18 protein-coding genes are annotated in these 16,420 nt (G+C 41.4%); 15 read left to right on the top strand and 3 right to left on the bottom strand.

Translation table 11 applies throughout. The features are described from left to right. Nucleotides 1–195 precede the first annotated feature (195 nt). The 4 genes from ABE954_RS19920 (at nt 196) to ABE954_RS19935 (ending at nt 3,783) form a co-directional block, all read left to right on the top strand. A complete protein-coding gene (locus tag ABE954_RS19920) occupies nt 196–2,700 on the top strand; it encodes a heavy metal translocating P-type ATPase (RefSeq protein ID WP_042845693.1) in 2,505 nt (834 codons plus the stop codon). 57 nt (nt 2,701–2,757) lie between these two features. After that, nucleotides 2,758–3,027 (top strand): glutaredoxin family protein, encoded by a 270-nt coding sequence (locus tag ABE954_RS19925; protein WP_371025670.1) that lies wholly within the window; start codon nt 2,758–2,760, stop codon nt 3,025–3,027. A gap of 44 nt (nt 3,028–3,071) precedes the next feature. After that, the gene (gene cueR / locus ABE954_RS19930) at nt 3,072–3,524 is read left to right on the top strand and encodes a Cu(I)-responsive transcriptional regulator (RefSeq protein ID WP_042845696.1); all 453 of its coding nucleotides are present in this window, start codon (nt 3,072–3,074) and stop codon (nt 3,522–3,524) included. Nucleotides 3,525–3,585: 61 nt separating this feature from the next. Next, nucleotides 3,586–3,783, top strand: a complete 198-nt coding sequence (locus ABE954_RS19935; RefSeq protein ID WP_034782721.1) for a heavy-metal-associated domain-containing protein — start codon at nt 3,586–3,588, stop codon at nt 3,781–3,783. 227 nt (nt 3,784–4,010) lie between these two features. On the opposite strand, the gene rraB is transcribed toward ABE954_RS19935, so the two are convergent. Next, nucleotides 4,011–4,424 (bottom strand): ribonuclease E inhibitor RraB, encoded by a 414-nt coding sequence (gene rraB, locus ABE954_RS19940; protein ID WP_042845698.1) that lies wholly within the window; start codon nt 4,422–4,424, stop codon nt 4,011–4,013. 162 nt (nt 4,425–4,586) lie between these two features. Here rraB and argF point away from each other — a divergent pair, with 162 nt between their 5' ends. Continuing rightward, a complete protein-coding gene (gene argF / locus ABE954_RS19945) occupies nt 4,587–5,612 on the top strand; it encodes an ornithine carbamoyltransferase (RefSeq protein ID WP_048605881.1) in 1,026 nt (341 codons plus the stop codon). Between the two features lie 54 nt (nt 5,613–5,666). Here the strand turns inward: argF and phnX are convergent, their stop codons facing one another. Further along, nucleotides 5,667–6,476 carry a phosphonoacetaldehyde hydrolase gene (phnX, locus tag ABE954_RS19950; RefSeq protein WP_042845701.1) on the bottom strand — a complete coding sequence of 270 codons (810 nt, stop codon included), beginning with the start codon at nt 6,474–6,476 and terminating at the stop codon, nt 5,667–5,669. A 9-nt stretch (nt 6,477–6,485) separates the two neighbouring features. Then, a complete protein-coding gene (gene phnW, locus ABE954_RS19955; protein ID WP_371025671.1) occupies nt 6,486–7,589 on the bottom strand; it encodes a 2-aminoethylphosphonate--pyruvate transaminase in 1,104 nt (367 codons plus the stop codon). A 139-nt stretch (nt 7,590–7,728) separates the two neighbouring features. On the opposite strand from phnW, the gene phnR reads away from it, so the two are divergent. The 10 genes from phnR to ridA all read left to right on the top strand — a co-directional run bounded on the left by phnR (nt 7,729) and on the right by ridA (nt 16,213). Beyond that, on the top strand, nt 7,729–8,448 hold the full coding sequence (gene phnR / locus ABE954_RS19960; RefSeq protein WP_042845704.1) for a phosphonate utilization transcriptional regulator PhnR: 720 nt from the start codon (nt 7,729–7,731) through the stop codon (nt 8,446–8,448). Nucleotides 8,449–8,570: 122 nt separating this feature from the next. After that, nucleotides 8,571–9,584 carry a 2-aminoethylphosphonate ABC transporter substrate-binding protein gene (gene phnS / locus ABE954_RS19965; protein ID WP_129466600.1) on the top strand — a complete coding sequence of 338 codons (1,014 nt, stop codon included), beginning with the start codon at nt 8,571–8,573 and terminating at the stop codon, nt 9,582–9,584. A 6-nt stretch (nt 9,585–9,590) separates the two neighbouring features. After that, nucleotides 9,591–10,700, top strand: coding sequence for a 2-aminoethylphosphonate ABC transport system ATP-binding subunit PhnT (gene phnT / locus ABE954_RS19970; protein WP_129466675.1), 1,110 nt, complete (start codon nt 9,591–9,593; stop codon nt 10,698–10,700). Nucleotide 10,701: 1 nt separating this feature from the next. Then, nucleotides 10,702–11,562 carry a 2-aminoethylphosphonate ABC transporter permease subunit gene (gene phnU, locus ABE954_RS19975; protein ID WP_042845711.1) on the top strand — a complete coding sequence of 287 codons (861 nt, stop codon included), beginning with the start codon at nt 10,702–10,704 and terminating at the stop codon, nt 11,560–11,562. Nucleotides 11,563–11,564: 2 nt separating this feature from the next. Further along, a complete protein-coding gene (gene phnV, locus ABE954_RS19980; protein ID WP_166686951.1) occupies nt 11,565–12,362 on the top strand; it encodes a 2-aminoethylphosphonate ABC transport system, membrane component PhnV in 798 nt (265 codons plus the stop codon). A 408-nt stretch (nt 12,363–12,770) separates the two neighbouring features. Further along, nucleotides 12,771–13,274: a hypothetical protein gene (locus ABE954_RS19985; protein ID WP_371025672.1), complete on the top strand. Its 504-nt coding sequence runs from the start codon at nt 12,771–12,773 to the stop codon at nt 13,272–13,274. A gap of 111 nt (nt 13,275–13,385) precedes the next feature. Next, nucleotides 13,386–13,901: a fimbrial protein gene (locus ABE954_RS19990; RefSeq protein ID WP_210788815.1), complete on the top strand. Its 516-nt coding sequence runs from the start codon at nt 13,386–13,388 to the stop codon at nt 13,899–13,901. Nucleotides 13,902–14,248: 347 nt separating this feature from the next. Then, nucleotides 14,249–15,184, top strand: a complete 936-nt coding sequence (gene pyrB, locus ABE954_RS19995) for an aspartate carbamoyltransferase (protein ID WP_042845716.1) — start codon at nt 14,249–14,251, stop codon at nt 15,182–15,184. 14 nt (nt 15,185–15,198) lie between these two features. After that, on the top strand, nt 15,199–15,663 hold the full coding sequence (gene pyrI, locus ABE954_RS20000; protein WP_042845717.1) for an aspartate carbamoyltransferase regulatory subunit: 465 nt from the start codon (nt 15,199–15,201) through the stop codon (nt 15,661–15,663). A 163-nt stretch (nt 15,664–15,826) separates the two neighbouring features. Continuing rightward, nucleotides 15,827–16,213 (top strand): 2-iminobutanoate/2-iminopropanoate deaminase, encoded by a 387-nt coding sequence (ridA, locus tag ABE954_RS20005; RefSeq protein ID WP_042845718.1) that lies wholly within the window; start codon nt 15,827–15,829, stop codon nt 16,211–16,213. The last annotated feature ends 207 nt before the right edge of the window (nt 16,214–16,420 follow it).

A 16,420-nucleotide genomic window follows, 5' to 3' on the forward strand; every position in this document is an offset into this window, starting at 1 on the left:
ATCCGATAAGGAAGCTCACTAAGCACAAGTAGTTTGGTGAGCTTTCTATTTAATCACCAAATAAAATTCATTATAAAACAAAAAAATAAAGGAAATTATCATTAATATAAATAAAAATTAAAAAATAGCACTTGACCTTACCCTTAAGGTAAACGTTAGTCTTTACTCAATAAAGACATTCAAGAGGGTAGGTCCATGACAACAAATATCTCTAATACCTCAGTCAATAGACTGAGCTTGCCAGTAGAAGGCATGACCTGTGCATCCTGCGTTGGTCGTGTTGAAAAGGCATTAAAAGCGGTTACAAATATTGATACAGCTGTGGTGAATTTAGCAACAGAACGTGCTGATATCACCTTTAAAGGTGATGTTGATCCAGACGTAGCAATCCGCGCGATAGAAAGCTCAGGTTATAAAGTGCGGGAAGAAACAACCGAACTGGCGATCGAAGAGATGACCTGCGCATCGTGTGTCGGTCGCGTTGAAAAAGCATTATTACAAATACCGGGTGTAATTGAAGCGAATGTTAACTTAGCAACAGAACGCGCCCGTATTCGCCATTTATCTGAAGTGGTCACTATCGCCACTTTGGAAGAAGCCATTGTTCAAGCTGGCTATAAACCTCGCCGTTTATCAGATACAACGACCAATGCAAATGACCAAGCCAATGAGCGCCGTGAAAATGAAGAGCGCTCTCTACGTCGTGCGTTGTTCACTGCGGCTATATTTACCTTACCAGTATTTATTATTGAAATGGGTTCACACTTTATTCCAGGTATTCACCACTGGGTATCAGAAAACCTTGGGCAGCAACTCAATTGGTATATCCAATTTATATTAGCAACCCTTGTTTTGTTTGGTCCTGGTTTGCGCTTTTTCCAAAAAGGAGTTCCAGCACTATTACGCGCTGCGCCTGATATGAACTCACTTGTTGCTGTAGGTACTGCCGCGGCTTATGGGTATTCAGTAGTAGCAACGTTTATCCCCCAAGTTCTCCCAGCTGGCACCGCAAATGTGTATTTTGAAGCAGCTGTCGTTATCGTAACGTTAATTCTACTTGGTCGCACATTAGAAGCGCGAGCGAAAGGAAAAACCTCCCAAGCGATTAAACGCCTTGTAGGGTTACAAGCTAAAACGGCTCGTGTAGAACGCGATGGAAAAATGATTGAGATCCCTCTGGATCAAGTTATAACGGATGATATTGTTTTCGTTCGCCCTGGTGAAAAAATCCCTGTAGATGGTGAAGTCATCGAAGGCGCTTCCTATGTTGATGAAAGCATGATCACAGGAGAACCTGTTCCTGTATCTAAAGAAGTAGGTTCTGAAGTTGTTGGCGGCACAATAAATAAAACAGGCGCGTTTAGTTTTCGCGTCACTAAAATTGGTTCAAACACTGTATTAGCCCAGATAATTCGTTTAGTTGAAGAGGCACAAGGGTCAAAATTACCTATTCAAGCGTTAGTTGATAAAGTCACGATGTGGTTTGTACCTGCCGTTATGACAGGTGCCGTGATCACATTCTTTATTTGGCTAATATTTGGCCCAGACCCAGCCCTGACCTTCGCATTAATTAATGCTGTTGCTGTACTCATTATCGCATGTCCATGTGCAATGGGCCTCGCAACACCGACATCTATCATGGTTGGAACAGGAAGAGCGGCTGAGTTAGGTGTTCTATTCCGCAAAGGCGAAGCATTGCAAGCTCTACGCGATGTCACTGTAGTTGCTCTTGATAAGACGGGGACATTAACAAAAGGACGTCCAGAGCTCACTGACCTAGTCCCTGCAGATGGCTTTGAATATGATGAAGTTTTATCCTTGGTCGCTGCAATTGAAACCCGTTCTGAACATCCGATTGCGGAAGCAATTGTCAACGCAGCAAACGAAAAAGGTCTGACATTTGCGGCAATTGAAGAATTTGAAGCTGTCCCAGGATTTGGTATTTCAGCCAGAGTAGATGGTCGAGCAGTCTCTGTTGGCGCCGATCGCTTTATGAAACAACTCGGATTAGATGTCAGTCACTTCCAGCAATCTGCGCTACGACTAGGAGAGCAAGGAAAAAGCCCATTGTACGCAGCTATTGATGGTCGCTTAGCTGCAATTATCGCCGTAGCTGATCCCATTAAAGAAACAACACCAGAGGCTATTAACGCGTTACACGCTTTAGGTTTAAAAGTTGCCATGATCACTGGTGATAATGCAGCGACTGCCGCAGCTATCGCTAAACAGCTTGGGATTGATGAAGTTGCCGCAGAAGTATTGCCAGATGGTAAAGTTTCAGCCCTAAAACAGTTCCGTAACAATGGTAATAAAGTCGCATTTGTTGGTGATGGTATCAACGATGCCCCAGCATTAGCCGAAGCAGATGTTGGATTAGCAATTGGTACAGGAACAGATGTCGCTATTGAAGCCGCAGATGTCGTATTGATGTCAGGAGATCTACGCGGTGTTGTTGATGCCATTGCATTAAGCCAAGCAACTATTCGTAACATAAAACAGAATCTGTTCTGGGCATTCGCTTACAATGCGCTATTGATCCCAGTAGCCGCAGGCTTGCTATACCCAATTAACGGAACTTTGCTTTCACCTATTTTAGCAGCCGCCGCAATGGCACTTTCTAGCGTATTCGTATTAGGTAATGCCTTACGTCTAAAACGCTTCCAAGCCCCTATGAAAGATAGTATGGCTCAAACTCAATAAAGGACTTAATCGCCAGACTTTATAAAGTCTGGCTTTACTCGTAGAAAGGAGTTAGCTATGACACTCTCATCAAAAGAACAAATATTGATTTACACCACGCCAACTTGCCCTGACTGTCAACAACTTAAGGATTGGTTAGCTAAAGAACAGCTCTCTTTTGAAGAACGAGACCTTACCGACCCCCAAATTATGGCTGAAGCTAAAGCTCGAACAGGTGTACGTGTTGCTCCCATTATCATCATTGGGGAACATATTTTTTACGGTACTTTTTCATCGCAAAAACCAAACATATTAGCAGCACTCAAACTACCTAAAGAAAATAGCTAGGTATTTTATTTCTAAAATACCTATTCTATTGAGGAGATAAGATTATGAATATCGGTCAAGCCGCTAAACTTTCTGGCATCTCAGCAAAAATGATCCGCTATTATGAGCAGACTGGGTTAATCCCCAAAGCAAAACGGACTAATGCAGGGTATCGCTATTATAGTCAAACAGATATTGATAGCCTAAACCTCATTCGTCGCGCCCGAGCCCTAGGTTTCCCGACTGAACAGATTTCAGTTCTACTATGCTTATGGCGCAATAGAGAACGTGCTAGTGCTGATGTTAAAAATATGGCACTTACTCATCTTCATGAATTAAAAAGAAAAATTAATGATCTACAAGGTATCGCAAATACTCTCGAAGTACTGACAAAACATTGCCACGGTAATAGTGATCCTGACTGCCCTATCATTGAAAACTTAGTGAATCCAGCCGAATACCTTGAAACTCCAGTCACTAAAAAAGGACAACTCGCAAATTATTCAGTAAAAAACTGATTGACCTTCCAATAGGGTAAAGCTGTATATTTATCAAAATGTTAATAATAGGAGTTAGAAAATGATTAACCTTACAATACCTAAAATGGCTTGTGGTGGCTGCGCTAAATCAATTACCAAAATTGTGTTAGATATTGATGCTAATGCACAGGTAGAAACGGACCCAACGACAAAAAAAGTGCTAATTACCAGCCATATAGATGAAAGTATTTTCCGTACAGCGCTCAGCACCGCGGGATACCCGGCAGATCCTAAATAATTTAGTAGGGAGTAATAGCTAATATATTTCAGACTGCAGACAAACATATTTTGTTTGGCGAAAAATCGAATAGGTTATTGAATATTAGTCAATCTTCAAGGGCATGAATAACAAACGCCTTGTTGAAATAACCTTTTGTACATCCAGTTCAACTATTTTATTTTAAAATGCCTGCTTTTGGTCATTTTTCAAAGGCAGGCTCATTATCACAGTCTTAGATGTTAGAATTAATGAACGCGATCTTCGGGCTCGATATCATCACCGTCTTCGTCATCATATTCTGCATCTGGGTCTTCAAAATAAGTGCCCCAACCATCATAGTTGACACCCATTTTTTCCGCCAGCTTCATTAGCTGTTCAACTTGTGCGTCAATAAGTTCTGCGTTTAATGCGCTTTCGCTGATCACATCGCAACACATCAACGTTTCACCTGTTTCAATTTCTAACTCTTCCGCATCCGTCACTTCATAACCTAGCTTGAATGCTTCAACTGCTGCTTTTTCTAATAACGCAAAGTTGTCCGCAGAGAAATGATGCTCAATTGCATACAATGCATCAGGATCGCTACCATCTTCTAACAGTTCCTCGATAATTAGCCGAGTTTCTTCATACTGCGCATCGAGTTCAGCTTTATCTACCATATCCACACCCCTTGTTCCATTATCACTAGTCTCGCCCCATTCTCCCATAGGGTTGACAGTGAAACCATACATTTAAAAATAATTTCTTTTTCACTTGGGGTTGATTTTGAATTTTTATGGATATAAATTGAATATTAATTCAACATAAAAAGGCCGTAATTTATGAACCCCTTATATAGCAAGCATTTTTTAAGGCTACTTGATTTTACATCTAGCGAAATTCATTCACTGTTAAAACTCTCAGCTTGGTTAAAATCAGAAAAAAAAGCCGGTACAGAACACCCTCTCCTCGCAGGTAAAAACTTTGCACTCATTTTTGAAAAAGACTCTACTCGCACACGTTGCGCATTCGAAGTTGGTGCGTTCGACCAAGGCGCTAGAGTGACCTATTTAGGGCCTTCTGGTAGCCAAATCGGTCATAAAGAAACCATGAAAGATACCGCACGGGTGCTAGGGCGGATGTACGACGGCATTCAATATCGGGGATTTGCTCAATCAACCGTAGAAGTATTAGCCGCGCACTCGGGAGTGCCTGTATGGAATGGATTAACCAACGAATTCCATCCCACACAGTTATTAGCCGATCTGCTGACCATTCAAGAACACCGACCAAATACGCCATTCTCAGAAATTAAATTTGCCTATTTAGGCGATGCACGCAATAACATGGGCAACTCGATGCTAGAAGCTGCGGCTCTCACAGGTTTAGATTTGCGTTTAGTCGCCCCGAAAAGCTGCTGGCCGGAAGAAGAGCTGGTCAATGCTTGCCAAGAGATAGCGAAAAAAACAGGTGCAAAAATTACGCTCACTGAAGATGTGGCTGAAGGCGTTAAAGGAGCTGACTTTATCTATACTGATGTTTGGGTCTCGATGGGAGAAGCCAAAGAGGCTTGGGCGCAGCGTATTAATTTATTAAAGCCGTACCAAGTGAATATGGATGTGATTAAGCTTACAGGCAACCCGAATGTGAAGTTCCTGCACTGCTTACCCGCTTTCCATAATGAAGATACCACGCTTGGGGCTCAGCTAGCGAAAGAGTTCAATATGTATGGTGGGCTAGAAGTCACGGAAGAAGTCTTTGAATCCCCTTATAGTATCGTCTTTGACCAAGCAGAAAACCGCTTACATACTATCAAAGCCGTAATGGTCGCAACATTAGCCCCTGAACTACCGGTAAATATCTTCTAAGATTGGCAATCACCATCGGCACGAATATCATGCCGATGGTGCCATAATCAAGCGTTAAGGGCGCTCACCTTTTGCTAAACGCTGGTTAATGGAATCGATAACTGAAGGTAAATCGTTTAAAGTATCAATAACATAATGAGCTCCTGCGGCAAAAAGTTTATCAGCCGCCTGCTGTTTCAGTTGGCTAACTGCCTCTTCTGGCATACTTTGGTACTCCTCCCATGTTTTGCCAAATTCATTACCTGAAACAGACAACCCAACACTCCACATTCCTGCATTGCGGCCTTCTTCAATACCGGGCACTGCGTCATCAACTTTTATACAGGAAAATACTGCTTCTACGCCTAGTTCAATCACATTTTGCAATGCCATCCAAGGCCCCGGGCGTCCTCCCGCAGGGATATCATCACTCGCGACCCAGTAATCAGGGTGATAACCGAGTTTTTGTGCTGCAGGTACTAATTTCTCCATTACTGCGCGAGGGTAACCAGAACAAGAACCAATTTTAATATTTTGCTGGCGTAAAGTAGTGATTGTGTCGGAAACTCCAGCTATTGGTGCTGCAAAGTCGACAACTTTGGCAATCTGCAATGGCATAAATGCCGCATAGATTGTATCGATATCTTCACTGGTCATTGAGCGCCCAAATTTCACCTTCCATAAAGTGTCAATTTCAGGTAATTTCCCAAGTGCTTCAATATGTTGCCACTTACCTAACCCCATAGGAATACGGGCTTGTGCTAAGGTGATCTCAATATCAAACACACGCTTAAATGCTTCAATAAAAATTTGCGTGGGGGCAAAAGATCCAAAATCTACCGTAGTACCTGCCCAATCCAGAATAACAGCCTGAATGCGGTTCATAATTCTTCCTTATTGTTTCCAGTAAATGGCTTTTTCTATCGCTAACAATAATGCGTCAATATCTGTTTCATACACTTCGCCAATGTTTCCAATACGGAAACAATCACTCTGTGACACCTTACCTGGGTAAATAACAAAACCTTGCGATTTTAATCGCTGATAGAACTCTTTAAATTGGTAATTAACTGTACTTGGTGAGTAAAATGCGGTGATAATCGGTGAATGGTTGCTATCATCTAATAATGTTTTAAATCCGAGAGCTCGCATACCTGCGACTAGTTTTCGCTGATTTTGCCGATAACGTTGGAAACGAGCGGCAATGCCCCCTTCAGCTTCAAGCTCTTTAAGAGCCTGAGCAAAAGCTAATACCGTATGCGTTGGTGAGGTAAAACGCCATTTACCATGGAAATCCTCCATACAACGCCACTGGGCATACAAATCGAGAGATAATGAGCGAGAGCGCCCCTTACAATTTTCAAGTGCTTCAGTGCGTGCTATCACAAATGCAAAGCCCGGTACTCCTTGAATACATTTGTTTGCCGAACTTATCAAGAAATCAATATTTAGTTGCCCAATATCCATTGGGATACCGCCAAAGCTACTCATGGCATCAACGATATAGCGTTTTTGATACTGCTTCGCTAGCGCGGCGACTTGCTCTATCGGGTTTAAAATCCCCGTCGTCGTTTCACAATGTACCATCGCAATGTGTGTGATCTGGCTATCTTGTTGTAGTAATTGTTCTATCCATTCAATATCTGGCTTTACCACCTCACCACAATCATAGAGATGATGTGTAATCCCTAAACGCTGTGCCATTTCAGCCATCCGTGCGCCGTATGCACCATTACTGATAATCAATAATTTATCTTCTGGGTGTATCGCACTTCCTAAAACCGCTTCCACCGCATAGCTGCCACTGCCCTGTAATAATACCGATGAGTAGCCTGACTGCGCCGTTGATAGGGCAACTAGCTGTTGGCGGACCTTTTGTACTACCTCTAAGTTATAGTCGTCATCCCATGTACAACTATCAAATAACATGGCCTGCTTCACCGTTTTAGAGGTAGTTAGCGGACCCGGTGTTAACAGCAAATAATTTTTGGTTGTCATTCAATTCACCTATTGGTCTATACCAGATTTCTATTATAATGGTCTTAGGGAGATCAAAAGGTCAAAGGAAAAGTGCCCGTGCAACAAAAAATTCATATAACTATGTATAATGTGGAAGAAATAATCAGCGGAAATAACAATGAAATTATCAACGGATGAAATGCCTCAGTACCTGCTAATTAAGGCTCAATTACAAAAAAGAATTCAGAATGGGGAACTAAAAAGTGGCGATAAGCTCCCTTCTGAGCGCGAGCTTTGTGCTATTTTTGGTACCACGAGGGTCACTATCCGTGAAAGTTTGGCGCAATTAGAATCAAGCGGCGCAATTTATCGTTCTGAACGCCGTGGCTGGTTTGTCACTCCTGAACGCCTTTGGTTAGACCCAACACAAAATACTAATTTTCATAAACTTTGCCTTGAGCAAAACCGCCAGCCTAAAACGACCTTGTTAGATGGCCGAGTTGTCACTGTCCCCCTTGACGCCATGAGTCCGTTGCAGCTCCAACCTTTCGAGCAAATATACTTACTCACACGCCTACGCTTTGCCGATGAAAGGCCTGTTTGTTATTGTGAAAATCATTGCCTACCAGCCCGAGTCCCCGAGTTACTACGCCATGATCTCAATGGCAGTTTAACCGAGGTATATGAAACCCATTTCGGGTTGATATATACCAGTATGCACTTGTCATTCTACCCAACAGCCATGCCTCCTCAAGCCGCTTATGCACTCGGGGTCGCGGTGGGTCGTCCCGCATTACTACTGCAGCGTTTGAACTATGATCAATACGGAAGAGTTCTAGATTATGATGTGGAATATTGGCGTCATGACAGCCTGAGAATTGAAGTCGATACATTGTAAAACCAACATCAGTAAAATATTTTCACTATTTAGCTCTGTTTCATCTTTTTGTCATATAAACCCGTTAGCGTAAAAGAATCTGGTATATACCAGAGTGCATTTTACCCTAACAGGAGAAGACAATGAAACAAACTCACTTAGCCTGCCTATTGATGGCAACCTTTTGTTCAACAACAGTATTTGCCGATAATGTTGTCACGGTTTACTCAGCTGATGGCCTACATGACGGTAATAATAGTTGGTATAAAAACCAATTTGCAGCTTTCACCAAACAAACAGGCATCAAAGTGCAATATGTTGAAAGTGGCTCTGGTGCAATAGTTGAACGCTTAGCGAAAGAACGTACCAACCCACAAGCCGATGTGCTAATCACTGTTCCTCCGTTTATCCAACGCGCCGCTAAAACTCAACTGTTAGCAAAATTTACTCCAGAGGCTGCGGCCAGTATTCCAACTTCAAATCACTATTACACGCCATTGGTCAATAATTATTTAACCTTTATCTATAATGCTAAGTTACTAAAATCACCACCAGAAAATTGGGCTTCTCTTCTCGACCCGCGTTTTAAAAATAAGCTGCAATACTCTACGCCAGGGCAAGCCGGTGACGGTACGGCTGTCATGCTGCAAGTTTTTCATAGTTTTAATGGCAAAGATGCAGGGTTTGATTACCTTGGTAAATTACAAGCTAATAACGTAGGCCCATCCGCCTCTACCGGTAAACTGACCGCACTAGTTAACAAAGGTGAGCTTTATATTGCCAATGGCGATTTACAAATGAATTTATCCCAAATGGCGCGCAACCCAAATGTACAAATTTTCTGGCCAAAAGATGATAATGGGGAGCGTAGTGCGCTCGTTTTGCCTTATGTTGTTGGCCTAGTACAAAACGGGCCTGAAACAGAAAATGGCAAAAAATTAATTAACTTTTTGTTAGATAAACAATCACAAAGCCGTGTGAGTGAGTTGTCATGGGGAATGCCTGTTCGTTCCGATATCACGCCTTCCGATGAACAATACCGTACAGCTGTGAAAATGCTTGAAGGTGTTAAAACATGGCAACCAAATTGGGATGAAGTCGAAGTTTCACTTTCCAGCGATATTTCACGTTGGCAAAAAGTCACTGATGGTGAGTAATTTGTGATGCTAATGAAACGTAAACTCACTGCCGCAATGCAGCAAACAGAACACTCAGGGATCACACTAGAGTCCTTGCGTGTTTCCTATCATAACAATGTCGTGCTTAAGCCGTTAAGCCTAACCATTGACCCCGGAGAAATATTAGTACTAATTGGCCCATCAGGGTCAGGAAAAACCACTGTATTGCGTGCTATTGCAGGGTTTGCTCAACCCGATAGTGGAAGGATATTATTAGGTGATACCGATATCACCCACCTCCCTCCCTATCAACGCGGGCTTGGGATGGTGGTACAAAACTATGCACTCTTTCCTCATATGAAGGTGGAGGATAACGTAGCGTTTGGATTACGCGCCCAGAAACAACCTAAAGTCTTGATCAATGAACGGGTCACCGAGGCTTTGAAGATTGTTGGGATGACAGATTATGCGACTCGCTACCCTCATCAATTATCGGGAGGGCAACAACAGCGGGTGGCGATTGCTAGAGCGATTGCGGTACGTCCTCGCGTTTTATTACTCGATGAACCTCTCTCTGCACTTGATGCACAGATTCGCCATAATATGGTAGAAGAAATTGCACGCTTACACCGTGAACTACCTGAATTAACTATTCTTTATGTCACCCACGACCAAACAGAAGCACTCGCCCTAGGCGACAAAATTGGTATCATGAAGGAGGGCTATCTCGTCGCCCATGGTGAAAAGAATGCCTTATATCACCGCCCACCAAACCGTTTTTCCGCTGAGTTTTTAGGCCGTGCCAATATTTTAAATGCTACCGCCCTCGGTTTTTCAGCCAACCCAGCAATTGTCAATGTGAGCTGTAGTGGTACATTGCTGGAAGCTTATACCCCCGGTATGCGAGCAAGCACACACAAATGGGTATGCATCCGCCCACAACATATTACGCTAACGCCAAGAAACGAAACGAGCAATCAATTGCAGGCTGTTTTACGATCAATTCGCTGGCAGGGGGACTTGACCCATTTAGTCTGTGATGTTGCGGGCGAAACAGTCAGTGTTGCGGTAACGCACTTAGCTTCACAGCCCAAAGTAGGCGATAAACTCACCTTATGGTTTTCGCCTACTGATACCGTATTGATTGAGGAATGACATGTCATATATCAGTGTGCCAAAACGGTCAAGTATCTCTCTAAAACCCATTTATTGGATAATACCGCCATTGCTGGTGTTAGCCACACTCTTTTTCTATCCGTTATTGTTAATCGCCCAACAAGCACTACAAAATGAAACTGGTGTCTGGGGGCTAGATGCACTCTGGCAACTAATTGAATCTAAACGTTTCATTAATGGTCTATGGAACACCCTGCAAATCGCGTTTTTTGCTACCTTAGGCTGCCTTATCGTAGGGAGCATACTTTCCCTGATATTAGTGTTTATCCCCTTTCCTGGTAGCCGTTTTATTACCCAAGTTATTGATACATTTATTGCATTACCCACCTTTTTGATTACTCTCGCGTTTACTTTTATTTATGGTTCCGCTGGGCTACTAAATGGCACGTTAATGGCATTATTTGATTTCGAACTACCGCCAGTTGATTTCCTATATTCTATCAATGGGGTCATTTTAGCCGAGATCACCGTATTCACGCCGTTAATTATGCGCCCATTGATGGCTGCTCTACGGCAAATAGATAAAAGCCAATTAGAAGCTGCGAGTATTTTAGGTGCGCACCCCGCTCGTGTTATTGCTCAAGTGATTTTTCCAGCCGCACTTCCCGCCTTACTTGCTGGCGGCAGTCTTTGCTTACTATTAACCACCAATGAGTTTGGGATCGTTTTATTTATCGGCGCAAAAGGCGTGAATACCTTACCTATGATGGTGTACAGCAAAGCCATACTAGAGTCTGATTATGCGGTTGCCTGTATGATTGCTTTAGTAAACATCTTACTTTCTCTCGGGTTATTTTTTCTCTATAGAATGGCTACAACTCGCCTCGGAGTAAGGAATTAACTATGTTGATTTGGTCTAAACAAGGTCGAGCCGTCGCAACCTTGATTGCTATTAGCTTGTTTTCACTATTATTTTTGCTGCCGTTAGTGATGATTTTAATGTCGAGTTTCAGCCAGCAATGGAATGGTATCTTGCCTTCAGGGTTTACATTTGAGCATTTTGTCAATGCATTCAGTGGCCCAGCTTGGGATGCTATTCTTTCTAGTTTAATTATTGGGTTTTGTGCCAGCCTATTTGCCCTATTTTGTGGGCTTTGGGCCGCATTGGTGCTCAGACGACAGAGCGGGAAATGGCAAAAATTACTCGGTATCGCATTTTACTTACCAAGCGCAATACCTTCAGTCTCTATTGGTCTTGGTATCCTTGTTGCATTTAGCCAAGGATATCTACAAATGAACGGGACATTTTGGATTGTATTCAGTGCCCACTTTGTATTAATTTCAGCTTTCACATTTAGCAATGTTTCTACTGGGCTAACCCGCATTTCCCCTGATATTGAAAATGTCGCCTTTAGTTTAGGTGCTTCACCTTGGTATCGACTATGTCACGTCACTCTACCACTCTTGATGCCTTGGATGATCTCAGCATTAGCATTAAGCCTGTCCCTATCTTTAGGGGAGTTAGGCGCAACGATGATGTTATATCCCCCCGGTTGGGCCACCCTGCCCGTCTCAATTTTTAGCTTAACCGACCGTGGTAATATCGCAGATGGCTCAGCACTGACCATTGTACTGGTCGCCATCACCTTATTATTAATGTTCAAGCTAGAAAAAATAGCGACTAAGTTAAGTCAAAAATAAGAGCAACCCCCAATAAAAGCTCGCAATGAGCTTTTATTCATTTTTCAATATTTTGATATTACCAAAATTATAATTATATATTCAGTTCATCATTTAAATTAACATTAATAACAAATTCATTAACATTAAAATGGTTATTAACCAAAAAATAAAAATGCAATATTAAATATAATACTTAAGTAAACAAACATAGTTATTAAAATATAAATTATTTATATCAAAATATTACCTAAGCATTTACTCTTAAAATAATTAAACACATAAACCACTACAGTTTAAAAAGAGTCTTTTAATGGGATTTATTTTTTAAAACAAAATTAAATGTTTATTTAAATATCGTCTATTTAATATTTTTAATAACTTCATTAAAATAAAATACTTCTCAAAATCAATAAAAGGATTTTTATTATGCACTTGCTAAAAAAAAGTGGTTTAGCGCTATTACTGTGTGTTTCTTTACCTGCGTTATCAGCTGTTCAAAATATGCCAATTAATATTAAAGGCACCTTCTCAAATGTCACCCAACCTTGTAATGATGCAAAGCTTGAAAACAGAACAGATTTTGGTGCGATCAATACACTAGAAAAAGTCGGCGATGAAACTGCATTCCATAATTCTGGCTATTTAAGCTTCACATGCCAATTCCCTGCTAATGCTAAACTCACTTTTGTCGCAAATAACGCACCAAATTCACCTGAAACATTTAAAACATCAAGTGATGCATTCGGTGTAAAATTAAAATATAACAATATTATAGTTAAACCTGGTCAAAGTGATGACTTTAAAGTGGTAAAAGGTGGGAACGGTATTTCATTTTCTACCAGCCTAACCCGTTTAACTGCTAATGGTCCCAATGACTTTGGTAATCATACCTTTGACATTACGGCTAACTTAGCAATTACCTATCAGTAATATTTATTACTCCTCTATATGATTGTGGCTGGGTTAATTCATTACTCAGCCACGTAATAATAATTTATATGAAAATAGATAAAATGCATGATTTATCATTTGGGAAACATTATGAATTCCGTTATTTTTTTTAAAGTTTTCATCTCTTTTGGGCTACTCCTCAGCGCTATTTCTATTTCACAAGCGGCAACGCAAAATGTACCTATCCATATTAGTGGCTCATTTTCAATGACACCCACTATATGTCATATTTCTGACAACACAATCGCAAGCCATCGCTCATTATCTGTTAGCCATAGTAATCGTATAGGCGAAGAAACCGCACCACATAAAATCGCACTCAATATTGACTGTAATGCTACCGTCAACGCGAAGCTATCGTTTAACGCAGCACCGGCCGCCAATTCAAATACACTATTTCAAACTTCAAGTCATGCTTTTGGTGTGAAATTAAGTTGGCAAGGAGCACCTATTCTCCCGAATAAAAGCGTTGATATTACGATGATAAAAAATCAAAAAAGTTATTATATCGATGCCACTATAATCAGGGTTGCGCCTAATGGTACCGGCGACTACGGTGAGCACTCATTTAACATTGCAGGGAACTTAGCGGTAGATTACCCGTAATACAAAAACAATAACTACAATCAGTAACTCCACCCTCATCTCGCTGATTTTTCCGCTTTTATTCAGTAGGCGAGTTTTCGCTCTAAATGCAAAAATTAAAAAAATTTATTTTTCTTTATGCAAACGCTTGCGTCAAAGAATGAGATGCGTATAATGCGCCACAATTTGCCGGGAGAAACTATGAACGCTGCTGCTGTATTTTTTACAGAGAACACCTCCAACACACTGCCTTCAGGCGGTTTGGACAGCCTGTTTTTCCCCTTCGTATTTCCAAGAAAGCCCCTCAATTGAGGGGCTTTTTTTTGGCCTATAGACCTAACATGTCTTGCTGACACAGGAGAACAACAATGCCGAACCCTTTATACCAACGCGATATCATTTCAATTAATGATTTAGATCGTTCAGACCTTGAACTCGTACTCAACGTCGCCGCTTCACTGAAAAAACAGCCACAACCTGAACTTCTAAAACATAAAGTCATCGCAAGTTGTTTTTTTGAGGCTTCAACGCGGACACGTTTATCATTTGAAACCGCTATTCACCGCTTAGGCGCTTCGGTTGTTGGTTTTTCTGACAGTACCAATACATCATTAGGCAAGAAAGGCGAAACGCTGGCAGATACCATTTCGGTGATTAGCCAATATGTTGATGCAATTGTAATGCGCCACCCACAGGAAGGGGCATCTCGACTAGCCAGCCAGTTTGCAGGGCATATCCCTGTCATCAATGCAGGGGATGGCTCGAATCAACATCCTACTCAAACCTTACTCGACCTGTTCACTATTCAAGAAACACAAGGTAGGTTAGAAAATCTACAAGTCGCCATGGTTGGTGACCTCAAATATGGCAGAACAGTGCATTCTCTGACCCAAGCGTTATCAAAATTTGAAGGCAACCACTTCTATTTTATTGCACCTGAAGCTCTGTCTATGCCAAATCATATTTTGCATATATTAGAAGAGAAAGGCGCAACTTATAGCCTGCATAATAATATTGATGAGGTCATGCCAGAGCTCGATATTCTGTACATGACACGCGTACAAAAAGAGCGTCTGGACCCATCAGAATACGCCAATGTTAAAGCCCAATTTATTCTTCATGCTGCTGATTTACATTGTGCGAAACCGAACTTAAAAGTATTACACCCTCTGCCACGAATCGATGAGATCACTGTCGATGTCGATAGCACACCTTACGCTTACTATTTCCAACAAGCTGGCAATGGGATTTATGCACGACAAGCATTGTTATCACTGGTTTTAAATAAAGAATTAGCTATCTGAGGAGGAAAATCACCATGACACACGACCATAAATTACAAGTTGAAGCGATCAGCCACGGCACCGTTATCGACCATATTCCTGCTCAAATTGGTTTCAAGCTCCTGAAATTATTTAAACTGACAAAAACCGATGAGCGTATCACTATTGGCTTAAACCTGCCTTCTAGCAATCTGGGCAAAAAAGATATTATTAAAATTGAAAATACCTTTTTAACTCCAGAACAAGCTAACCAATTAGCAATGTATGCCCCTGAAGCCACTGTCAATCGTATTGAAGACTACCAAGTGGTGGAAAAATTAGAACTCACCTTGCCTGACTATATCGATAACGTACTGATTTGCCCAAACAGTAACTGTATTAGCCATAATGAGCCGGTATCCAGCAGTTTTCGTGTGAAAAAAATCGACAAAGAAGTGGCTCTGACTTGCCAGTTTTGCGAAAAAGAATTCGATAGAGACGCTGTGATCAATAACCAATAGGATATTTCAGCGTAGACTGCGGTGTTGTTCAGGCGTGATCCATGTTTATAATAGCGCCTGATGACCCATACAGTTATACTCAAATTATATTCAAATCCGCACATATAGCCGCAGGTTGAAATAACATGAGTATCTTCTCTTTACGTGATGAAACGGAGTAATTATGTCATTCGAAATCAATACAGAAAATGCACCAGCAGCGATCGGTCCTTACGTTCAAGGCGTAGATTTGGGCAGTATAGTGATGACATCAGGCCAAATTCCTGTTGACCCTAAAACAGGTGAAGTCCCGGAAGATATTGCCGCACAAACACGTCAATCCCTAGCTAACGTCAAAGCTATTTTAGAAAAAGCGGGCTTAAGTGCAGCTAATATCGTGAAAACAACGGTGTTTGTAAAAGATTTAAATGACTTTGCGACAGTGAATGCCACCTATGAAGAATTTTTCAAACAACACAATGCGCCATTCCCTGCTCGTTCTTGCGTCGAGGTAGCCCGCCTACCTAAAGATGTCAAAATTGAAATCGAAGCTATTGCTGTTCGTAAGTAACCGCTAATTTGCTTTAAACACCCCATCATCTTTATATGGGGTGTTATTTTGATAATACCGATACAGCTTATCCTTTCTTAAGTCTAGCGAACAAAACTATAATTTAAGTTAAATTAGCACTCCCTGATGATAAGTATTTATTTTTAACTTCCCCGCTTTTGATATTCATACAATTAATTTTTTTCCTTGTTTTGGATCAAACTTATT

Source organism: Providencia sp. TYF-12 (genome assembly GCF_041344805.1).
GTDB lineage: Bacteria > Pseudomonadota > Gammaproteobacteria > Enterobacterales > Enterobacteriaceae > Providencia > Providencia huashanensis.

Excerpts from the sequence above, each read along its gene's own strand:
- ABE954_RS19920 (WP_042845693.1), top strand. The coding sequence starts at position 196 with ATGACAACAAATATCTCTAATACCTCAGTCAATAGACTGAGCTTGCCA.
- ABE954_RS19925 (WP_371025670.1), top strand. The coding sequence starts at position 2,758 with ATGACACTCTCATCAAAAGAACAAATATTGATTTACACCACGCCAACT.
- cueR (WP_042845696.1), top strand. The coding sequence starts at position 3,072 with ATGAATATCGGTCAAGCCGCTAAACTTTCTGGCATCTCAGCAAAAATG.
- ABE954_RS19935 (WP_034782721.1), top strand. The coding sequence starts at position 3,586 with ATGATTAACCTTACAATACCTAAAATGGCTTGTGGTGGCTGCGCTAAA.
- rraB (WP_042845698.1), bottom strand. The coding sequence starts at position 4,424 with ATGGTAGATAAAGCTGAACTCGATGCGCAGTATGAAGAAACTCGGCTA.
- argF (WP_048605881.1), top strand. The coding sequence starts at position 4,587 with ATGAACCCCTTATATAGCAAGCATTTTTTAAGGCTACTTGATTTTACA.
- phnX (WP_042845701.1), bottom strand. The coding sequence starts at position 6,476 with ATGAACCGCATTCAGGCTGTTATTCTGGATTGGGCAGGTACTACGGTA.
- phnW (WP_371025671.1), bottom strand. The coding sequence starts at position 7,589 with ATGACAACCAAAAATTATTTGCTGTTAACACCGGGTCCGCTAACTACC.
- phnR (WP_042845704.1), top strand. The coding sequence starts at position 7,729 with ATGAAATTATCAACGGATGAAATGCCTCAGTACCTGCTAATTAAGGCT.
- phnS (WP_129466600.1), top strand. The coding sequence starts at position 8,571 with ATGAAACAAACTCACTTAGCCTGCCTATTGATGGCAACCTTTTGTTCA.
- phnT (WP_129466675.1), top strand. The coding sequence starts at position 9,591 with ATGCTAATGAAACGTAAACTCACTGCCGCAATGCAGCAAACAGAACAC.
- phnU (WP_042845711.1), top strand. The coding sequence starts at position 10,702 with ATGTCATATATCAGTGTGCCAAAACGGTCAAGTATCTCTCTAAAACCC.
- phnV (WP_166686951.1), top strand. The coding sequence starts at position 11,565 with ATGTTGATTTGGTCTAAACAAGGTCGAGCCGTCGCAACCTTGATTGCT.
- ABE954_RS19985 (WP_371025672.1), top strand. The coding sequence starts at position 12,771 with ATGCACTTGCTAAAAAAAAGTGGTTTAGCGCTATTACTGTGTGTTTCT.
- ABE954_RS19990 (WP_210788815.1), top strand. The coding sequence starts at position 13,386 with ATGAATTCCGTTATTTTTTTTAAAGTTTTCATCTCTTTTGGGCTACTC.
- pyrB (WP_042845716.1), top strand. The coding sequence starts at position 14,249 with ATGCCGAACCCTTTATACCAACGCGATATCATTTCAATTAATGATTTA.
- pyrI (WP_042845717.1), top strand. The coding sequence starts at position 15,199 with ATGACACACGACCATAAATTACAAGTTGAAGCGATCAGCCACGGCACC.
- ridA (WP_042845718.1), top strand. The coding sequence starts at position 15,827 with ATGTCATTCGAAATCAATACAGAAAATGCACCAGCAGCGATCGGTCCT.